Source organism: Phycisphaerae bacterium, assembly GCA_012729815.1.
Classification (GTDB): domain Bacteria; phylum Planctomycetota; class Phycisphaerae; order JAAYCJ01; family JAAYCJ01; genus JAAYCJ01.
Genome location: JAAYCJ010000291.1, coordinates 20,678 through 37,036 on the forward strand (window position 1 = coordinate 20,678; position 16,359 = coordinate 37,036).

Below are 16,359 nucleotides of genomic sequence, written 5' to 3' on the forward strand. Positions count from 1 at the left end.
GGTCCGTCCGTCGGACCGCGCCGCGACCCGATCGGCCGCACCTGCTATACGCGTCCCTTGACCGCTTTGATCATCTTGGGGATGACCACGTTCATGTCGCCCACGATCCCGTAGTGGGCCACCTGGAAGATCGGGGCGTTGGCGTCCTTGTTGACCGCCACGATCTTGGCCGCCTCGGACATTCCGGCCCGGTGCTGGACCGCGCCGGAGATCCCGACCGCGACGTAGAGGGCCGGGCGAACCGTGGTGCCGGTCTGGCCGACCTGATGGTCGCGGTCGCAGTAGCCCAGATCGACCGCGGCCCGCGACGCCCCGACGGCGGCCCCGAGGGCATTGGCCAGGTCCCAGATCTTCTTGAAGTTGTCCTTGCTTCCGACGCCCGCCCCGCCGGCCACGATGATCCGGGCGGCTTTGAGGTTGACCTTCTTCTGCTCGCGATGTTTCTTGAGGATATTGACCAGCAAATCCGTCGGGTCCAGGGCGACCTTCTCCGCGGTGATTTTGCCCTGGCGCTTCGGGTCCGGGTCGGGCATCCGCATCACGCCTTCCCGCACGGTGGCCATCTGCGGCCAGCGGTCGTAGTTGATGATCGTGGCGATGATGTTGCCGCCGAACGCGGGCCGAATCTGGAACAGCAGGTTCTTGTGAACCGTGCCGTCGCGCTCCTCGTGGTCGCCGATCTGAAGGTCGGTGCAGTCGGCGGTCAGGCCCGCCCGCATCTGCGAAGCCACCCGCGGCGCCAAATCGCGCCCGATGGCCGTCGCCCCGTACATCATGATCTGCGGTTCGTACTTCTCGATCAGGCCGCAGACGACCTTGGCGTAGCTGGTGGTCTGGTAGTCCTCCAGCAGCGGATCGGCGGCCACGATGACCTCGTCGGCCCCGTGGGCGATCAGCTTCTCAGCCAGCCCGTTCACGCCGTTGCCGCCGACCAGCACGGCCCCGAGTTGGACCTTGAGTTCATCGGCCAGCTCGCGGCCCTTGCTCATCAGCTCCAGCGGAACGTCCGAGAGGTGTCCGTTCTCCTGCTCCGCATACACCCACACCGAACCCTGTCGATTGCATCTGATCATGAGTTCTCTATCCTCAAGTTTCCTGTTCCATCCGCGGCTGCGCTGCGTCCGTGGCGTCCGTTAGCCGAGCGTGCGATCCTCGATCAGCGAGTGCACCAGCTCGGAGACGCCCTCGTCGCTGGCCTCGAACTGCCGGTGGCCGGCGCCCTTGAGCACGACCGCCTGAATGCGGTGCACCTTGGTCGGCGAGCCGTCGCGCCCGCACCAGGCCAGGTCCGCCCCGATCGTATCGAGGTTCCACTCCTCGATCAGCAGGCCCTTGCTCTCGAGCTCGCGCACCTTCTGGTCGATCGCCTCGGCGAAGGTCGGGTCGTTCGGATCGTTCTCGCCCGCGATCTCCTTGGCCACCTCGCTGCGGGACCGGGCGTGCTTGCACTTCATGATGCGCTTGGCGCCGCCGGGACGCGGGACGTTGGCGGCGTCGGTGATGGTCATCAGCAGCGGCAGCTTGGCCTCGACGATCTCCCAGCCGTTGCCCACGTTGCGCCGGGCGACCATCCGGCCGTTACCCAGTTCCGTAATCTCCTCAACGTAAGTGAGCTGCGGCAGGCCGAGCTTTTCAGCCAACTGCGGCCCGACCTGGGCGGTGTCGCCGTCGATCGCCTGGCGGCCGCAGAACACCAGGTCCACGTTCCCGAGCTTGCGAACAAAGCAGCTCAGGATGTACGAGGTGGCCAACGTGTCGCTGGCCGCGGCGCGGCGGTCGGTCAGCAGGATCACACGGTCGGCCCCGCGGAACAGGGCCTTTCGCAACTGCTCGGTGGCGTTGGGCGGACCCATGGTGATCACCGTCACCGTCGCGCCGTAGCGGTCCTTGACCGCCAGGGCCGCCTCGAGGGCGTGCAGGTCTTCGGGGTTGAAGATGGCGGGAAGGGCGGCCCGGTTGACCGTTCCGTCGTCCTTCATCGCCTTGGCGGTGACCGCCTTGGTGTCGGGCACCTGCTTGATCGTCACGACACAGTTGTATTTACATCCCACGATCCAGTGCTCCTGATAAACTCCAGCTTCTGCCGTCTCGCCGCCTGCATCTCCAGTGTGCCGCTATGGGGCGGGCGAGTTGTGGTAAACCTGATAATCTAGTGCCGCTGGGAAGGCAAGTCAAGCAAGAAGTGGCCTTTGCACGCACATTGATGGTGAAATCGGCGGCGGCGAATCCAAAAACATCAATGATAAACAGCAGTTATGGATTCGACGCGGCGCGGGCGCCTGCTCACCAGTGGAGCTTCGGCTTTCGCGCCGCCTGCACTTCATCGACGCGGCGGACGGGCGTGGTCCACGGCGCTTTGTGCAGCTTGTCCGGATCGGTCTTGGCTTCTTCGGCGATTTGCGCCATCACATCGACGAAGCGGTCGAGCGTTTCGGTCGTCTCGCTCTCGGTCGGCTCGACCATGATGCACTCGGGCACCGTGATGGGGAAGTACACGGTCGGCGGATGGATGCCGAAGTCGATCAGCCGCTTGGCCACGTCGAGGGCGCGGACGCCGTGCTGCTCCTTGATATGCTCGGCGCTGAGGACGAACTCGTGCATGCACGGCAGCGGGTAGGGCAGGTTGTAGTGATCGCGCAGGCGCGTGGCCAGGTAGTTGGCCGCCACCACGGCCTCTTCCGAGACGCGCCGCAGGCCCGGCAGGCCCAGGCTGCGGATGTAGGCATAGGCCCGGACCATCACGAGGAACTGGTTGTAGAAGCTGCGCACCCGGCCGATGGATTTGGGGCGGTCGTAATCCCAGACGTAGCGGCCGTCGCGGCGCTCGACCTGCGGGACGGGAAGGAAGGGCCGCAGATGCTCGGCCACCGCGATCGGGCCCGCTCCCGGTCCGCCGCAGCCGTGCGGAGTCGAGAACGTCTTGTGCGTGTTGTAGTGCATCACGTCGACGCCGAACTGCCCCGGCTGGATGCGGCCGAGGATCGCGTTCATATTGGCCCCGTCCAGGTACAACTGGGCCCCGCGGTCGTGCAGGATACGGGCGATTTCGGCAATGTCCCTTTCGAACAGGCCGAGCGTGTTGGGATTGGTGATCATCATCAGGGCGGTCTTGTCGCTGACGTTGGCCTTCAGGGCGTCCAGATCGATCAGGCCCGCAGCGGTGCTCTTGATGACCGTGACGTACTTGCCCGACAGCGCGCAGCTGGCCGGGTTGGTCCCGTGGGCGCTGTCGGGGATCAGCACCTGCGGGCGGTCCTCGCCGCGATCGGCGAAGTAGGCACTGACCACCAGCACCGACGTGAACTCGCCCTGGGCGCCGGCGGCAGGGTGAAGCGAGACCTCAGCCAGGCCCGCGATCTGCTCGAGGTATCCGCGGAGCCGATAGAGCAGTTCCATCGCGCCCTGGACGTCGTCGGCCGGCTGATAGGGGTGCAGATCGGTGAAGCCCGGCAGCGAAGCCGCCCACTCGTTGAACTTCGGGTTGTACTTCATCGTGCATGAGCCGAGCGGATAGAAGTTCCGATCGACCGACATCATGCGGCAGGCGAGGCTCGTGAAATGCCGCGTCACCTCGCGCTCGGGAAGCTCGGGCAGGTTCGGCGGCGCGGAGGCCGCCTCGGAGCCCAACACCTCGGCTGGGTCGACCGGCGGCACGTCGCTTTCAGGAAGGACGATTCCGCAGGTTCCCGGCAGATTCGTTTCGGACAGCAATGGTACTGGCGTCGTTTGGTTCATGGTCACAGCGTGCTCAACACCTCGACAAATCGGTTCATCTCATCCCGCGTGCGCTTTTCCGTCACCGCGACCAGCAGGCAGTCGGTCAGGTTTGGATACCAGCGGCCCAGGGGCACGCCGGCCAGGATGTCGTGCTCTTTGGCGGCGGCGAGGACCTTCTCGACTCCGGCTTTGCGGCAGCGGACGACGAATTCCTTGAAGACCGGCTGGCCGAACGGCGTCTCGAAGGCATCCAGTTCGGCGATCCGCCGGTGCAGGTATTGGGCTTTCTGGAAGCACAGGTCGGCGACCTGGCGGATGCCCTGTTTGCCCATGATGCTCAGGTAGACGGCGGCCCGGATCGCCAGCAGGCCCTCGTTGGTGCAGACGTTGCTGGCGGCGCGTTCGCGGCGGATGTGCTGCTCGCGGGTCTGAAGGGTCAGGCAGAACGCACGCCGTCCGTCGGCGTCGACGGTCTGTCCGACCAGACGGCCGGGAATACGCCGCAGATATTCCTGTCGACACGCCAGGAACCCGAGGTAGGGTCCGCCCAGACCCATCGGCATGCCGAGGCTCTGGCCCTCGCCGACGACAATATCAACCCCGAGCTGGCCCGGCCGCGTCAGCAGGCCGAGACTGATCGGATCGGCTACGACGATCAGCAGCGTCTTGGGGTGTTTCCTGACCGTCTCGGCGATCTGCGAAAGGGGTTCGACGCAGCCGAAGAAATTCGGCTGTTGGATGACCACCGCCGCCGTTTCGCCGTTGATCGCCTCCTCCAGTTTCGTCGGGTTCACCCGGCCGTCCGGCGCCTCGAGGGCGAGCAGATCGTTGGGCCGATGCTGCAGATAGGTGGCGACGACCTGGCGGTACTCCGGGTGGACGTTTGCCGGCAGGATGACCTTGTCCTTGCCCGTGATGTCCATGGCCATCAGCAGCGCCTCGGCGAGGGCTGATCCGCCCTCGTAGAGCGAGCTGTTGGCCACGTCCATGCCGGTCAGATCGCAGACCAGCGACTGGTATTCGAAGAAGGCCTGGAGCGACCCTTGCGACGCTTCGGCCTGGTAGGGGGTGTAGGCGGTGACGAATGCGCTCTGGCCGGCGAGGGCGTCGACGGCGGGGGGGGTGTAGTGGTCGTACGACCCAGCCCCCAGAAAGCTGATCCGCCCGCCGGCGGGGCGGTTGCGCCCGGCCAGTTCGCGGATCTCCCGCGCGAGGTTGATCTGGTCGGCGGCGGGTGGAAGGTCGAATTTGGCCTCGGCCATCCGCTGCGAACCTAGAGGGGCGAAGAGCTCATCCGCCGATCTGGCCCCGATCGTTTGGAGCATCCGCTCGATGTTTTGTTGATTGTGCGTTGATTGAGTCATGGTCATAACGAAATCTTAAGCCGCTTGCCGCCATCTAGTGTGGATATATGCCCGTTTTTGTGGATCAGGCGAGGGTGCCTTGGTACGCCTCGGCCGGCATTAATTTATCCAGTTCGGATATATCGAGAGGCCGGACTTTAATGAGCCAGCCGCTGTCGTAGGGGTCGCGATTGAGCAGTCCCGGATCGGATGCGAGGGTCTCGTTGACCTGTGTGACTTCGCCGCTAATTCCCGAGAAGAGTTCGGATGTGGCCTTGACCGACTCGATCTCGCCGAACGGTTCGCCCGCGGTCACCTTTGTTCCCGGCTTCGGTAGATCGACGTAAGTGATGTCGGTAAGCTCGGTTACCGCATGTTCGCTGATTCCGATCACGACCAGATCGTCCTGGAGCTTGTGCCATTCGTGGCTCTTGGTGTATTTGCGGTCGGCGGGAACGTCCATGGGTGTTACCTCCTTCACAACGGGCCGATCCGCTTTCGATCAAACCCCTTGGCTGCCAGCGGGATCGGCGATTAAATCCGTAATGCATTTAATTGCCCACGTCGGTCATTGTCACATGAGGGGTGAGGTCTGTCCAGAAAAAACTCGTCTTCCGCAGAGAATCGTGATGCGGACGGTTGGCTGGGATCAAGGTCGCTTGACGCGCGTGGGCGGTGGTGATAGTGTGTCGCGGAAACGCGGAAACGCTGGAACGGGACAACGGCGAGGACTTTACATGCCGACGGAGAAGGTTGAATACGAGGTGGAGAAGTTGCCGAGGGTCGTCTGCGATCGGCATCCGGAGTGGGTCGAGCTGTACAACGCCGCGTGGCAGATGGGTTTTGCGAACGTCGAGTACGTGGCCAGGCCCGGTTGGAAGCCGCAGCTGACGTGCATGCCCGGCATGATGCGTCTGTGGCAGTGGGATTCGTGCTTCATGACGCTGTTCGCGCGGTATTCGAACGGGCAGCTTCCGGGGATGAACAATCTGGACAATCTGTACCGGCTGCAGCGGTCGGACGGGTTCATGAGCATGGCGTACGACCTGGGCAATGAGCAGCCCGCCTTCGGCGAGCGGATCAACCCGCCGTTGATGGCGTGGGTGGAGTGGGAGTATTACCGGGCGACGGGAGACGATTCGCGATTCGAGCAGGCGTTGCCGCGGCTGGTTCGTTTCTTTGACTGGGTGAAGGCGAACCGGCGGCGGTGCAGCGGGCTGTACTGGTTCGAAGACTCGGGATCGAGCGGCATGGACAATTCGCCGCGGAGCGGCTACCTGGCCCAGGATCTGCGCGGAAGCGACGTGTGCTTCATCGATCTGGCGGCGCAGCAGGCGTTGGCTGCGGCGCATCTGGGGAAGATGGCGAGGCATCTCGGGCAATTTGAGACGGCTGAACGATTCGAGCGAGAGCACAGTGAACTGGCAGCTCTGATCGAGGAAAGGCACTGGTGCGAGCGGGCGGGGATCTACTTCGACCTGTTCGGACGGGAGCGAGCGACATCGCGGCATAACTTCGTGAATCACAAGACGCTGGCGGCGTTCTGGCCGATCGTGGCGGGCGTGGCGAGGGAGGATCGGGTGGGACGGCTGATCGAGCATCTGCTGGACCCTCGCGAGTTCTGGCGGCCTCACCCGTTGCCGACGTTGTCGGCGGACGACCCGAATTACGACCCGCTGGGCGGGTATTGGCTCGGCGGCGTCTGGGCTCCGACGAATTACATGGTCGCCGCCGGGCTGAAGCGGCACGGCAAACACGAGGTGGCGCGGCAGATCGCGGTGCGGCACCTTGAGGCGATGACCGCGGTCATGGGCGAGGAGACATTTGCCAGTATCTGGGAATGTTATTCGCCGGAGTACACGCGTCCGGCGACGAACGGGTACGGCGTGTTGTGCCGGCCTTGTTTTGTCGGGTGGACGGGGCTGGGTCCGATCGCCATGCTGATTGAGCACGTGCTGGGGTTTGAGTTTGAGGCGGCGGACAACGTGGTCCGGTGGGTGATCGGCACGCCGGGACGCCACGGGATCGAGCATGTGCGGTTCAACGGGCGGACCGTCTCGCTGGTGTGCGACGGTCCCGACCCGTCAAGCGGGCGGACGAAGGTTGTGGTCAGGGCATCGGATGAGATCAACGTCGCCGTCTCGCTGCTGGGACGGTTCATTGAGCACAAGGCGACGCTTCCCGCGGGCGAGCACGAGTTGCACGTGTAACGGCGGAAGCTTGCGCTGCTACTGGGGCGGCTTGCCTTCGCCGACTCGTTGGAGGGTCAGGAAATCGACGAAGAGGTCGCCGGTGTCTTTGGGGAAGTGGAGTTTGATGGTTTTGAGGCCGGGGGAGTCGACGGTGAAGTCGAGGTACTTGGTTTCCGATTCGGTGCGGTAGTCGAAGTGGCCGATGGGTTGATCGTTGAGGGTGGTGACCAGGCGCAATTCGCCGGGGACTTCGTCGGAGTGGCCGGAGAGGCGGCCGTAGGCTCGGACGGCGAGGCGGTAGCGTCCGGCTTGGGCGAAGGGGACGTCGTACTCCATCCAGCCGTCGCCCCAGAACATGGCGACGACGGCGTCACCGCTGGCGTTGCCGCTGGCGGCGATGAACATGGGCGAGCCGGGACATTGGCCCTGGCTGCGCGGGGAACTCTCAGCCTCGATGAGCATGACGCCTTCGGGCGTGGTCACGCGCACGACGGCTGAGGCTTTGATCGGGTTGTCCGTCAGTCCGGTCACCTGGCCGGCCACGGGGATGGACTGGCCGACCGGGGCGCTGGCGGGCAGTTGAACTCGGAACACGCAGGTTTGCTCGGCGCCTGCGGCGAGGGCGATTTGATGGCGGTCGGGCGAGGCGGTCCAGCCATCGGGCAGTTCGAGCGTCACATCAGCCGAGCTGTTTTCGGAAGATGGATTCTGGACGACCAGGGCGAATTCAACACTGGCCTCAGGCGCGGCTGTGAGCTCGCGGGTCGTGAATGTTGCCGCCGGGCGCACCTGGGCCGGCGCCGTTTCGGACAGCAGATAGAGCGGCGCCTGCGTGACGGGCAGGACGAGTCGGTTATGCGTGGTCGCGAGGCGCGACGACTTGCCCATCAGGTCGATCAGCTCGGCGGTCTCGCTGACGCCGTCGATCGTCGCGCTGGTGTCCGATCCGCTCCAGAGGACCAGCACGTGCGGGCCGGCGGCGTTGGGCTTTTCGAACCGGTAGGCGACGAGTTCGGGCGTTTCGCTGTAGACTTTGGCGCAGCGTCGGTCGGCGAGCATGCGGATGAGGTTGGCGAAGGCGAAGTAGGCGGGGCGGACGGTGCGGTCCTCAGCCGTTACGTTGCCCCAGAGGCAGAGGTTGGGGTGCTGGTCGATATCGCCCCAGAGGAAGACCTTTTCCGGGTTGGCGGCGAGGGCCTCGATCAGGCCGGTGGTTCGGCCGATGGCCTGCTGGGCGGCGGCGGTCAGCGTGCGGTCGGCGATGCGATGGCCGGATTGCTCGGTGACCCAGACGGGCTTTTCCGCCTCCGTTGTGGCTTTCAGATCCTTCTTGAACGAGTCGACCTTGGTGCGGTTCACGTAGTGCACGTCGAAGATGTCGAAGTACTTGGCGCCGCCGAGTTCGAAGACGCGCCGGCCGAAGTCGCCCCCGGTGCCCGGGCCGGTGTAGGCGAAGCCGCTGGAGGTGGTCTGGAGCTGCGGGTCGATGGCCTTGATCCGCGGATAGCTTTCCTTGAGCAACGTGAAGTAGTCGTCGGCTGTGCCGCCCATGAACCACGACGAGTCGATTTCATTCCAGATCGAGTAGACCTTGATCCAGTCGCGATAGCGGCGGGCCAGGGCCTCGATGTAGCGGTAGTAGTCCTCGAAGTACTCCTTCTTCATGATGCAGTGCATGTATTCGGGTTTGTCGGGCTGGACGCTGGCCCATTGAGGAACCCGGTAGATCGCCGGCAGCATGGACATGCCGTGCTTCGAGCAGACCTGTCGGTAAAAGTCGAACCACTCCCAGTTGTAGGTTCCGCGCGTCCACTCGGCGGTTCGCCATTCGTACTCGGTGCGCAGCCATCGGACGCCCTGGAGGGCGAGCAATTCGGCGGCGCCTTCAATCTGCTCCGGATCGTGCGTGTAGCGGTCGGACCAGGTGACGTTGACGCCGAGCCGGTCGTTGTTTTCCGGCGGCGCGGCCAGCAGTCCGCCGTCGAGAGTCGCCTCGCCCCAGCCGTCGACGGCGACCTTGAGGCGATAGAAGCCCGGCGCATCGACGGAGGCGGTCAGTTCCCTGCGGACGGGAGCATCGGCTTTTGGCGCAGCCTGCCACGTCTCCAATTTGCGCTCATTTGCCTGCCAGTCAATGAGTGAGGCCTGAACCGTTGCGGGTTGATCCAAGTCCGCTTGAATCTCCACGGTGTACTTCAGCGGCTGCTGACCGGCAAAGACGTTGGCCAATCGATCCGTGGTCAAGCGGACCACCAGCGTGTGCGGACCGCGACGGAAGATCGTGGTTTCGCCCGTGCTGTACGGGCCTCGCCCGTTGCGGATGGGGCAGCGAAGGGTCAGCGGCTCGATCGGCGCATCCGGCAGAACGACGATCCGGGGCGTTCGTCGGTCCACCATTCGCCAGCCGTCGACACGGACGGTAATGATGGCCAGGTACGTTCCCGGCTGTTCGGGAACAATCAGAAACGCCTGAGGCCCTGGGCCCGGATCGGCTTGTGTCACCTTGACCGGCTGGGGTACGCCGGGCTCGAGGTTCCGCATATCCTCGTGGAGGCGAGACACTTCGGCCGACCAGCCCAAAGGCTTGCCGGGCTCGGGTGTTGCATCGTAGATCGGCAACTCGAAGGTTGAGGGATTATCGGCCCAGACGCAGGGCGCGGCCAGGGACAGTACAAAGAACGCGCCAAACAGTCGATGCATGTGAGTACTCCTGCGGCTAGAGAGGGTCGACGCCCACGGTCCAGTGTTTGCGGAATAGCTCATAGCCTTCCGGGTCGGGAAACCTCTCCCAGGCGGCATTCGTGAACGAACCGGTTCTGGCCATCCAACTGGCGTGACCGTCGAGGAAGAGGAAGGTTCCGGAAAACCTGTGAAGGAGGGCCACATCGTAGTCGTCGATCGGGGAGTGATGGTAGGCTCCGTCGGCTCTTCCCGAGTCGTAGACGTGCCGGCGTTCCGCCATGGCGACCGAATTCACCGGTTCGGTCTTGACGTCGTTGAGGATGCCATAAACACAATCGATGCCGGGTTCGCCACCGGGACACGCGCCCCACATATAGCAGTTGGGCCCGTACGTCACGGCGTTCAGGAGCGGGTCGTACGGCTCGGCGGGGCAGGTGTTGACGTGCCGGTCGTCGGGAATGTACCTGTAGTACGCCATCCTCCATTCCCAACTGTGCCACCCCTCGACGACCCAGGCGTTGGTGCGGATCAGGCGGTTGTTGTGATCGTTGGCGTAGGTCAGCAGTCCGATGCCCCACTGGCGGAGGTTGCTCAGGCAGGAGGCCTCCAGCGCCCGCGCTCGTGCCTCACTCAGCGCCGGCAGGAGGATGGCGACCAGCACCGCGATGATGGCGACCACCACCAGCAGCTCAATCAGAGTGAAACCCATCGATGGCCGATTTGATTTCATGGTCTATCTCCTGGCTCCTAAGGGGCCGGATATTCCACCCGCTGTGAGGTCAGCCGGACCACGCCTTTGGGCATTTGTCCAGTCAGGACCCAGCGTTGGACCAGGTCGGAGGCCAACGATATCATCTGTTCGTAATCGGAGTCCCAGAACCGCCGCACGTGGCGCGTGAAGCCGCGGCTGCCGGTGTGCCGTTGCCCGATCGACAGCGTGCTGATCGCCACGTTGGGGAACTTCTGGGCCAGTCCGGTTTCCACCACGACGTAGTCGAGGAACGTGCCCTGAGTGCAGAAGACGGCGTCGTAGCCGCCTTCAGCCAGCAGACGCTCCACGTGGGGTGCGTAGACGTCCACATCGGAGAAATCGCGATGCGTGAATCGATGGCCCATCCGCGAGATGGGCAGTTGCACCACCGTCACGTCGGTTTCTCTCTTGAGTTCAATTGAGGCGTCGCGGATGCCCCGCGTGATCTCCTCGTAGGCGCTGATCCGCAGGTCGTCGATCAGGACGAGCAAACGCTTGTGGCCGGACTCGTCGAGCAGATGCCGGCCGATATCAGTTCCGGTGGCGTGGAAATCCTGGACGACCGCGGGCAACTCGGCTCCGCGCAGGAGGCGGTCGATCAGAACCACCGGCACGCGGCGGGCCAGGTCGGCGAAGAACTGGCCGTTGGGGTCGTCGTCGATCGGCCAGACCACCAGGCCCCTGATCCCGTTGGCCAGAAAGTGCTCAGCCACTTCGCGTTCGCGGATCGGGTCGTCTTCGGAACTGCGGACCACGGCGAAATTGGACCGGTTGGCGAATGCCTTGTCGATCCACTCCATCACGCTCATGTGGAAGGAGAGGGAGACGGTGTACGGCTGGATGAACCCGAAGGTGATGGCGGTCCGGCGGCAGTTTTCGTCGTCGATGACCCGGACGTCGCGGCCGTGGTGGGCCACGACGACGCCGAGGTCGGCCAACTCGCGGGTTGCCCGCTGGACGACCTTGGGACTGACCCCCAACTCGCGGCTGAGCGTCCGGACCGAAGGCAGCGGCTGGCCGGTCCGGTACTGGCCGGTGCGGACCCGCTGCTGGAGCGTTCGAGCCACCTGCCGGTACAGAGGCAAGCGATTGCCGGTTACCACCTCGACCATTTCGCAGGTCCCTATAGTACTACAGTGCAACAGATAGTAAGCATGTAAGTAGCTGTACGATAGCACGTTGCTATCGACTGTATCCCTGTTTCCCTTTCAGTATACCGCACGGCGGCGGCAGCCGTCAAGAGGAATCTGGAAGGTCGAGACTATTTGGTCTCGAGTTCGATCACGCCCGCGCGATGGAGTTCGGGGGTGGTCAGGAGTTCGCGGTAGATGCGGAGTGGCTGGTCTTTCTGGCCGAGCGGGGTTTGGCGAAGCTGGTCGGCGAGGGCGGAGGCCTGGGAGAACTCGGCCTGCCAGTAGTGGTGGATCATGCGCCCGAAGCCTTCAATGAAGGCGCTGAGTTCCCGCGGGTCGGCCTGGTCGGCCCAGTGGATCAGTTCGTAGACGACGACCGGTTTTTCACGGCCGACGACGCGGATCTTGCCCAGCAGGCGCGCCGGCAGTCCCTCGCCCATCCGGCTGTGGGTCTCCTGCGAGATCATGGTCAGCGTGCCGAAGAACTTGTTGGCGGTTTCGAGTCGCGAGGCGAGGTTGACGGTGTCGCCGAGGCAGGTGTAGTCGAACTTCCGGGCCGAGCCGCAGTCGCCGATGACCGCCGGGCCGCTGCTGATCCCGATCCGCATCTTCATCGATCCGGGCAGGTCGAAGCCGATGGTGCGCAGGTGCTCCTCGACGTGCGGCAGGTATTTCTGGCACTCGATGGCGGCCAGGCAAGCCCGTCTCGCGTGGTCCGGCTGGGGGTTCAGCGGCGGGTTGAAGAAGGCGAAGATGCCGTCGCCCTGGAACTTGTTGATGAAAGCCTCCTGCTGATCAAGCACCTCGCTCATGTGCTCGAGGTAGATGTTCAGGAGGTTGACGACTTCCTGCGGGGCCATGGGCTCGCTCAGGTGCGTGAAGCCCGCCAGGTCGCTGAAGAAGCAGGTGACCTCCTGCTGCTGCGGGGGGAGAGTCAGCGATCGCGGTTCGGCCACGATGCGTCTGACCAGCGTCGTATTGGTGTACTGTCCGAGCCGCGAGGCGAACAGTCGCTTGGTGCGGCCTTCGGTCACCTGGTAGTAGAGGGTGACCAGCGACCAACTGATGAACATGGCGGCCATGGGTCCGGTGACGTTGCTGATGATGTGCCATCGGCCGAAGACCAGGACAAAGCTGACGGCGGCGTAGGCGGCCAGGAGGATCAGCATCCAGAGCAGGCCCTGGCCGGCCGAGCGCTGGGAAGCGGTCAGGATGGTGACCACCATGCCCATCGCCAGAACCACCAGCAGGTTCGTGTTGCGGTCGCTCTCGTAGAGGTAGGAGTCTTCCAGCACCTGGTTGATGATGTTGGCCAGGACGATCACGCCGGGACATGGATGCTCGTCGAAGACGGGCGTGGCGACGGTATCGGCGAGGGTGGTGGCGGTATAGCCGAACAGGACGATTTTGTCTTCGATTCTGGGGCGAAGCTCGGCCAGGGCGGATTCGATCGAGGCCTCGATGTCGGCGTTGATGCGGCGAACCGTCTCGGGCTCGAAGACGCAGCGGTAGAGATTGATCACGTGCTGCTCTTCCTCGCTCATCTCGTTCGGAGCGAGGGAGGCGAGGTCTTCGTAGCTCATTTCCAGCGTTTCGGCGGCCCGTTTTTCGATCTGGGCGATCTCGTCCTGCGTGCGTGCCAGTTCGAGGCGAATGTCGTCGGCCAGCGACAGTGTCGGCTGCGTGGCGGCGGCGGTTGCCGGCTGGGTTGCCGGGTGGGTTGCCGGCTGGGTATCGGCGCGGGCGTCGATCGGGCAGCTATCCTGGAGCCACTGCCTTCGCTGCTTGAGCTTGCCGTAGCGTTCGTACTGGGTGGGCAGGAACTGCTGGACGCTCAGGTCGGCGGCGGAGTCCAGGAGAAACCGGTTCTGGTCGAGGGCATCGCGGTTAAACGCGACGTCGAGGAGCTTGGCGGCGGGGATCTGGTTGTCGAAGCTGTGCTGCCAGCGGTCGGGCCACTTGAGCCAGCGGCCGGTCTGGCGATAGTACCAGTTGACGATCAGCCGGCCGTCGGACCCGAGCGGGATGGTCCTGACCGGTCCGCCGTCCTCGGCTGGACCCAACTGGATCCGATCCTCGCCCAGGTGCAGAGGCAGGCCGAGGTGCTGGCTGACGGTGGCCAGAGCGAGTTGGCGGTAGATCACGTTGTCGTGGACCGACAGGAGCGAGAGCTTGCGGAGCTTGCCGTCGAGGTCGGTCTGGGTCGAGTAGTCGACGAAGCCGGCGTCGCGGGCGGCCGAGGCCAGCGCCGCCACCGGCACCTGCATGGGCGAGTGGTCGCTGGGGCGGTAAACGGCGGGGGACAGGATATCGCCGGAGAGGGTCAGGCCGGACTTGGCACGGATCGTCAGGTAGGCCCGGGCGTAATGGTAGGCGTCTTCCAGTTCTCGCCGCCAGTCCGTCTGGCGCAGCCACTGGTCGACGAGGAGTTTCTGGAGGAGTTGGTCCAGCGTCAGAGCGGGATCGGCCTGGAGGGTTTCGACGGCGAGGCCGCGGGCGGCCATCCGCCGGATCGTGGCGAAGTTCGCCCGAACCTGTTCGAGGGGCAAGCTTGACCGGGCGGCCAGTTCCCGCGGCGTCAGGTCCATCTCGGACTTGATCGCCTCGACGGCTTGGGGAAACGCAGCCCCCGCGCCGAAGTAGAACGCCAAGACTGCTCCTCCCTGAGTGTGCAGGGCTTGGGCCAGCATGGCGTCTTCGGCGTTGACGGATTCGGAGTCGCGGCCCTGGCGGACCTGCGGCCGCGTGTAGGTGAAATCGATCAGAAGCTGTCGGCCTCCCAGTTCGGCCACCAGTTCGATGATGCCGGCCACGTAGGACCGCGGCCAGGGCCACTGCTGCACGGCGGCCAGCGAGTTGTCGTCCACCGCGATCAGGCACAGTTCGCCGCTGTCCGAGACGGTGGGGATGAGCTTGTGGCGCAAGTCGACGGCAACGGCTTCGATGCGGTCGAGGGAGCCGACCTGAAGGGCGATCGCCACCAGCAGGGTTCCGATCAGACCCATGCCGATCGTGGCCAGGGTTGTCCAGACTGCTCTTGTGCTCCGCACGGAGTGCTACTCTCGCCGCCACCCGCGTTCCGCTGCGGGGCGAAGGTCAGAACCCGGTCATCGCCGGCCGATGAAGAACCCGACGACCACACTGATTACGGTAACCAACACCGCGCCCAGCACCGGGTAGAGAATGTTCGAGGCGATGGTCTGCAGGATGCCCGGCAGGACGCCCGCGGTCAGGCTGGCGGCGACGAAACCGGCGAAACCCAGCAGGATCAGTGAGGCGACCAGAAAGCCGGAAAACAGGCCGGCCATCGGATCGGCTGCGGTGGCCGCCACGACGCGCGGCGCCGGAGCGGCGGCGGGAACCGGTTCCTCGACCTCCTCGAAGCCGGCCGCCTCGGCGGCTTCCGCAGTGGCGGGAACCCTGGAGTCGGGCATTGTCTCTTCGCCCGAGTAGATCTCGTCGAGCACGCCGCCCAGTGAGGTGTCGTCGCTCTCGCGGCTCAGATCGAGGAGGCCCGAACCGCTGCTGCCGCCGCCTTCGATGGAGAGTTCCTCGGAGACCGACGGGGCGATCTGCGTCTTGGCCATCGGGTCGGCGTCCAGGCCCGCCAGTTCGTCCTCGTCGAAGACGTTGACGCCGGCCGGCGTGATGACGGTGTCCTCGTTCTTGGGGGCATCCTGCGTCGGGGTATGCTCGCCGGACTCATCGAGGGTGATCACGTCGGAACCGCCGTCGGTCGAGTCGACCGGCAGCAGTTCGATCGCCGATTCGCTGGCCCCGTCGCCGGTGGTGCCCACGGAGGGGTTCAGTTCCGCGGCCAGGTCGTCCACCTCAGCAACCTTGTATCTCTGTTCGCCTTCGACGCGGAATTCGCGCAGACGGCCTTCGCGGACCAGGTGGCTGAGCTGATCCTGAGTCAAGGCCAGCTTGTTGAGGGTCTGCTGAAGTGTGTAGTAGTCAACGGCCATCATGACCTCCCATCGCGGAAAAAGCTCACCGTGCTTCCTCTATTGTTATTTTAGTGGTTCGGTGGGTGGATTTTCCAATTTTTTCACGTCCGGCGGCGGCTCTTCCTGCCCGACAACGAGTTGTGCCACTTCGCTGGGGACCGGGGGGGCGCAGTTGTATTCTTCGAGATAGCGGTCGTACATCCAGCTCCGGGCGGCGAGGAGTTTGAGCTGGTTGCCCGGGCGTTTGAGGTGATAGATCCAGAGGGTGCCGGCGTCGGCGTCGACCATGATGATGCCGTACTCGTCGCGGTCGATCTGGCCGGTGAATGCCATCACGCCTCCGGCGCTGCCGGCTCGCATCGGCTGGGCGAGGGCGAGGTCGCCGTGAGGTCCGGTCATGAGGATGCCCGCGAAGAGGCCCCCGACGAAGATGCCGGCGGCGGTGATCATGTGCCTGGAGTGCATTGGAAAGCTCCTGGGACCGCGTTTGGCTTAAACCGGTGCTCTACCATTACTTACATCAACGGTCATTATATCGCGGCGGAACGCGGCTGCAAGTTCCATCAGGGGATTTCCTTATTTCGGCGATTC

12 protein-coding genes are annotated in these 16,359 nt (G+C 64.4%); 1 reads left to right on the forward strand and 11 read right to left on the reverse strand.

Annotated elements, in window-relative coordinates; all coding sequences use genetic code 11:
- Positions 1-44 precede the first annotated feature (44 nt).
- From GXY33_18915 to gcvH, 5 genes are all read right to left on the reverse strand, one after another.
- Entirely contained in the window at positions 45-1,073 is a 1,029-nt protein-coding gene (locus GXY33_18915) for an electron transfer flavoprotein subunit alpha/FixB family protein (GenBank protein ID NLX07214.1), read from the reverse strand.
- A gap of 60 nt (positions 1,074-1,133) precedes the next feature.
- Complete coding sequence (locus tag GXY33_18920) at positions 1,134-1,979, reverse strand: electron transfer flavoprotein subunit beta/FixA family protein (protein ID NLX07215.1); 846 nt, start codon at positions 1,977-1,979, stop codon at positions 1,134-1,136.
- Positions 1,980-2,283: 304 nt separating this feature from the next.
- Positions 2,284-3,735, reverse strand: coding sequence for an aminomethyl-transferring glycine dehydrogenase subunit GcvPB (locus GXY33_18925; GenBank protein NLX07216.1), 1,452 nt, complete (start codon positions 3,733-3,735; stop codon positions 2,284-2,286).
- A gap of 2 nt (positions 3,736-3,737) precedes the next feature.
- Entirely contained in the window at positions 3,738-5,081 is a 1,344-nt protein-coding gene (locus GXY33_18930) for an aminomethyl-transferring glycine dehydrogenase subunit GcvPA (GenBank protein NLX07217.1), read from the reverse strand.
- 64 nt (positions 5,082-5,145) lie between these two features.
- A complete protein-coding gene (gcvH, locus tag GXY33_18935) occupies positions 5,146-5,523 on the reverse strand; it encodes a glycine cleavage system protein GcvH (GenBank protein ID NLX07218.1) in 378 nt (125 codons plus the stop codon).
- 274 nt (positions 5,524-5,797) lie between these two features.
- Between gcvH and GXY33_18940 the strand changes: the two genes are divergently transcribed.
- Positions 5,798-7,270, forward strand: a complete 1,473-nt coding sequence (locus tag GXY33_18940) for a hypothetical protein (protein NLX07219.1) — start codon at positions 5,798-5,800, stop codon at positions 7,268-7,270.
- Between the two features lie 18 nt (positions 7,271-7,288).
- On the opposite strand, the gene GXY33_18945 is transcribed toward GXY33_18940, so the two are convergent.
- From GXY33_18945 to GXY33_18970, 6 genes are all read right to left on the reverse strand, one after another.
- A complete protein-coding gene (locus GXY33_18945; GenBank protein NLX07220.1) occupies positions 7,289-9,952 on the reverse strand; it encodes a hypothetical protein in 2,664 nt (887 codons plus the stop codon).
- Positions 9,953-9,968: 16 nt separating this feature from the next.
- Positions 9,969-10,664 carry a prepilin-type N-terminal cleavage/methylation domain-containing protein gene (locus GXY33_18950; protein NLX07221.1) on the reverse strand — a complete coding sequence of 232 codons (696 nt, stop codon included), beginning with the start codon at positions 10,662-10,664 and terminating at the stop codon, positions 9,969-9,971.
- Positions 10,665-10,681: 17 nt separating this feature from the next.
- On the reverse strand, positions 10,682-11,797 hold the full coding sequence (locus GXY33_18955; GenBank protein ID NLX07222.1) for a GntR family transcriptional regulator: 1,116 nt from the start codon (positions 11,795-11,797) through the stop codon (positions 10,682-10,684).
- A gap of 149 nt (positions 11,798-11,946) precedes the next feature.
- Positions 11,947-14,868, reverse strand: a complete 2,922-nt coding sequence (locus GXY33_18960) for a CHASE2 domain-containing protein (protein ID NLX07223.1) — start codon at positions 14,866-14,868, stop codon at positions 11,947-11,949.
- Between the two features lie 57 nt (positions 14,869-14,925).
- Complete coding sequence (locus GXY33_18965) at positions 14,926-15,786, reverse strand: hypothetical protein (GenBank protein NLX07224.1); 861 nt, start codon at positions 15,784-15,786, stop codon at positions 14,926-14,928.
- 45 nt (positions 15,787-15,831) lie between these two features.
- On the reverse strand, positions 15,832-16,233 hold the full coding sequence (locus tag GXY33_18970; GenBank protein ID NLX07225.1) for a hypothetical protein: 402 nt from the start codon (positions 16,231-16,233) through the stop codon (positions 15,832-15,834).
- Positions 16,234-16,359 lie beyond the last annotated feature (126 nt).

Excerpts from the sequence above, each read along its gene's own strand:
- GXY33_18950 (NLX07221.1), bottom strand. The coding sequence starts at position 10,664 with ATGAAATCAAATCGGCCATCGATGGGTTTCACTCTGATTGAGCTGCTG.
- GXY33_18945 (NLX07220.1), bottom strand. The coding sequence starts at position 9,952 with ATGCATCGACTGTTTGGCGCGTTCTTTGTACTGTCCCTGGCCGCGCCC.
- GXY33_18920 (NLX07215.1), bottom strand. The coding sequence starts at position 1,979 with ATGAAGGACGACGGAACGGTCAACCGGGCCGCCCTTCCCGCCATCTTC.
- GXY33_18930 (NLX07217.1), bottom strand. The coding sequence starts at position 5,081 with ATGACTCAATCAACGCACAATCAACAAAACATCGAGCGGATGCTCCAA.
- GXY33_18940 (NLX07219.1), top strand. The coding sequence starts at position 5,798 with ATGCCGACGGAGAAGGTTGAATACGAGGTGGAGAAGTTGCCGAGGGTC.
- GXY33_18955 (NLX07222.1), bottom strand. The coding sequence starts at position 11,797 with ATGGTCGAGGTGGTAACCGGCAATCGCTTGCCTCTGTACCGGCAGGTG.
- GXY33_18915 (NLX07214.1), bottom strand. The coding sequence starts at position 1,073 with ATGATCAGATGCAATCGACAGGGTTCGGTGTGGGTGTATGCGGAGCAG.
- gcvH (NLX07218.1), bottom strand. The coding sequence starts at position 5,523 with ATGGACGTTCCCGCCGACCGCAAATACACCAAGAGCCACGAATGGCAC.
- GXY33_18925 (NLX07216.1), bottom strand. The coding sequence starts at position 3,735 with ATGAACCAAACGACGCCAGTACCATTGCTGTCCGAAACGAATCTGCCG.
- GXY33_18965 (NLX07224.1), bottom strand. The coding sequence starts at position 15,786 with ATGGCCGTTGACTACTACACACTTCAGCAGACCCTCAACAAGCTGGCC.
- GXY33_18970 (NLX07225.1), bottom strand. The coding sequence starts at position 16,233 with ATGCACTCCAGGCACATGATCACCGCCGCCGGCATCTTCGTCGGGGGC.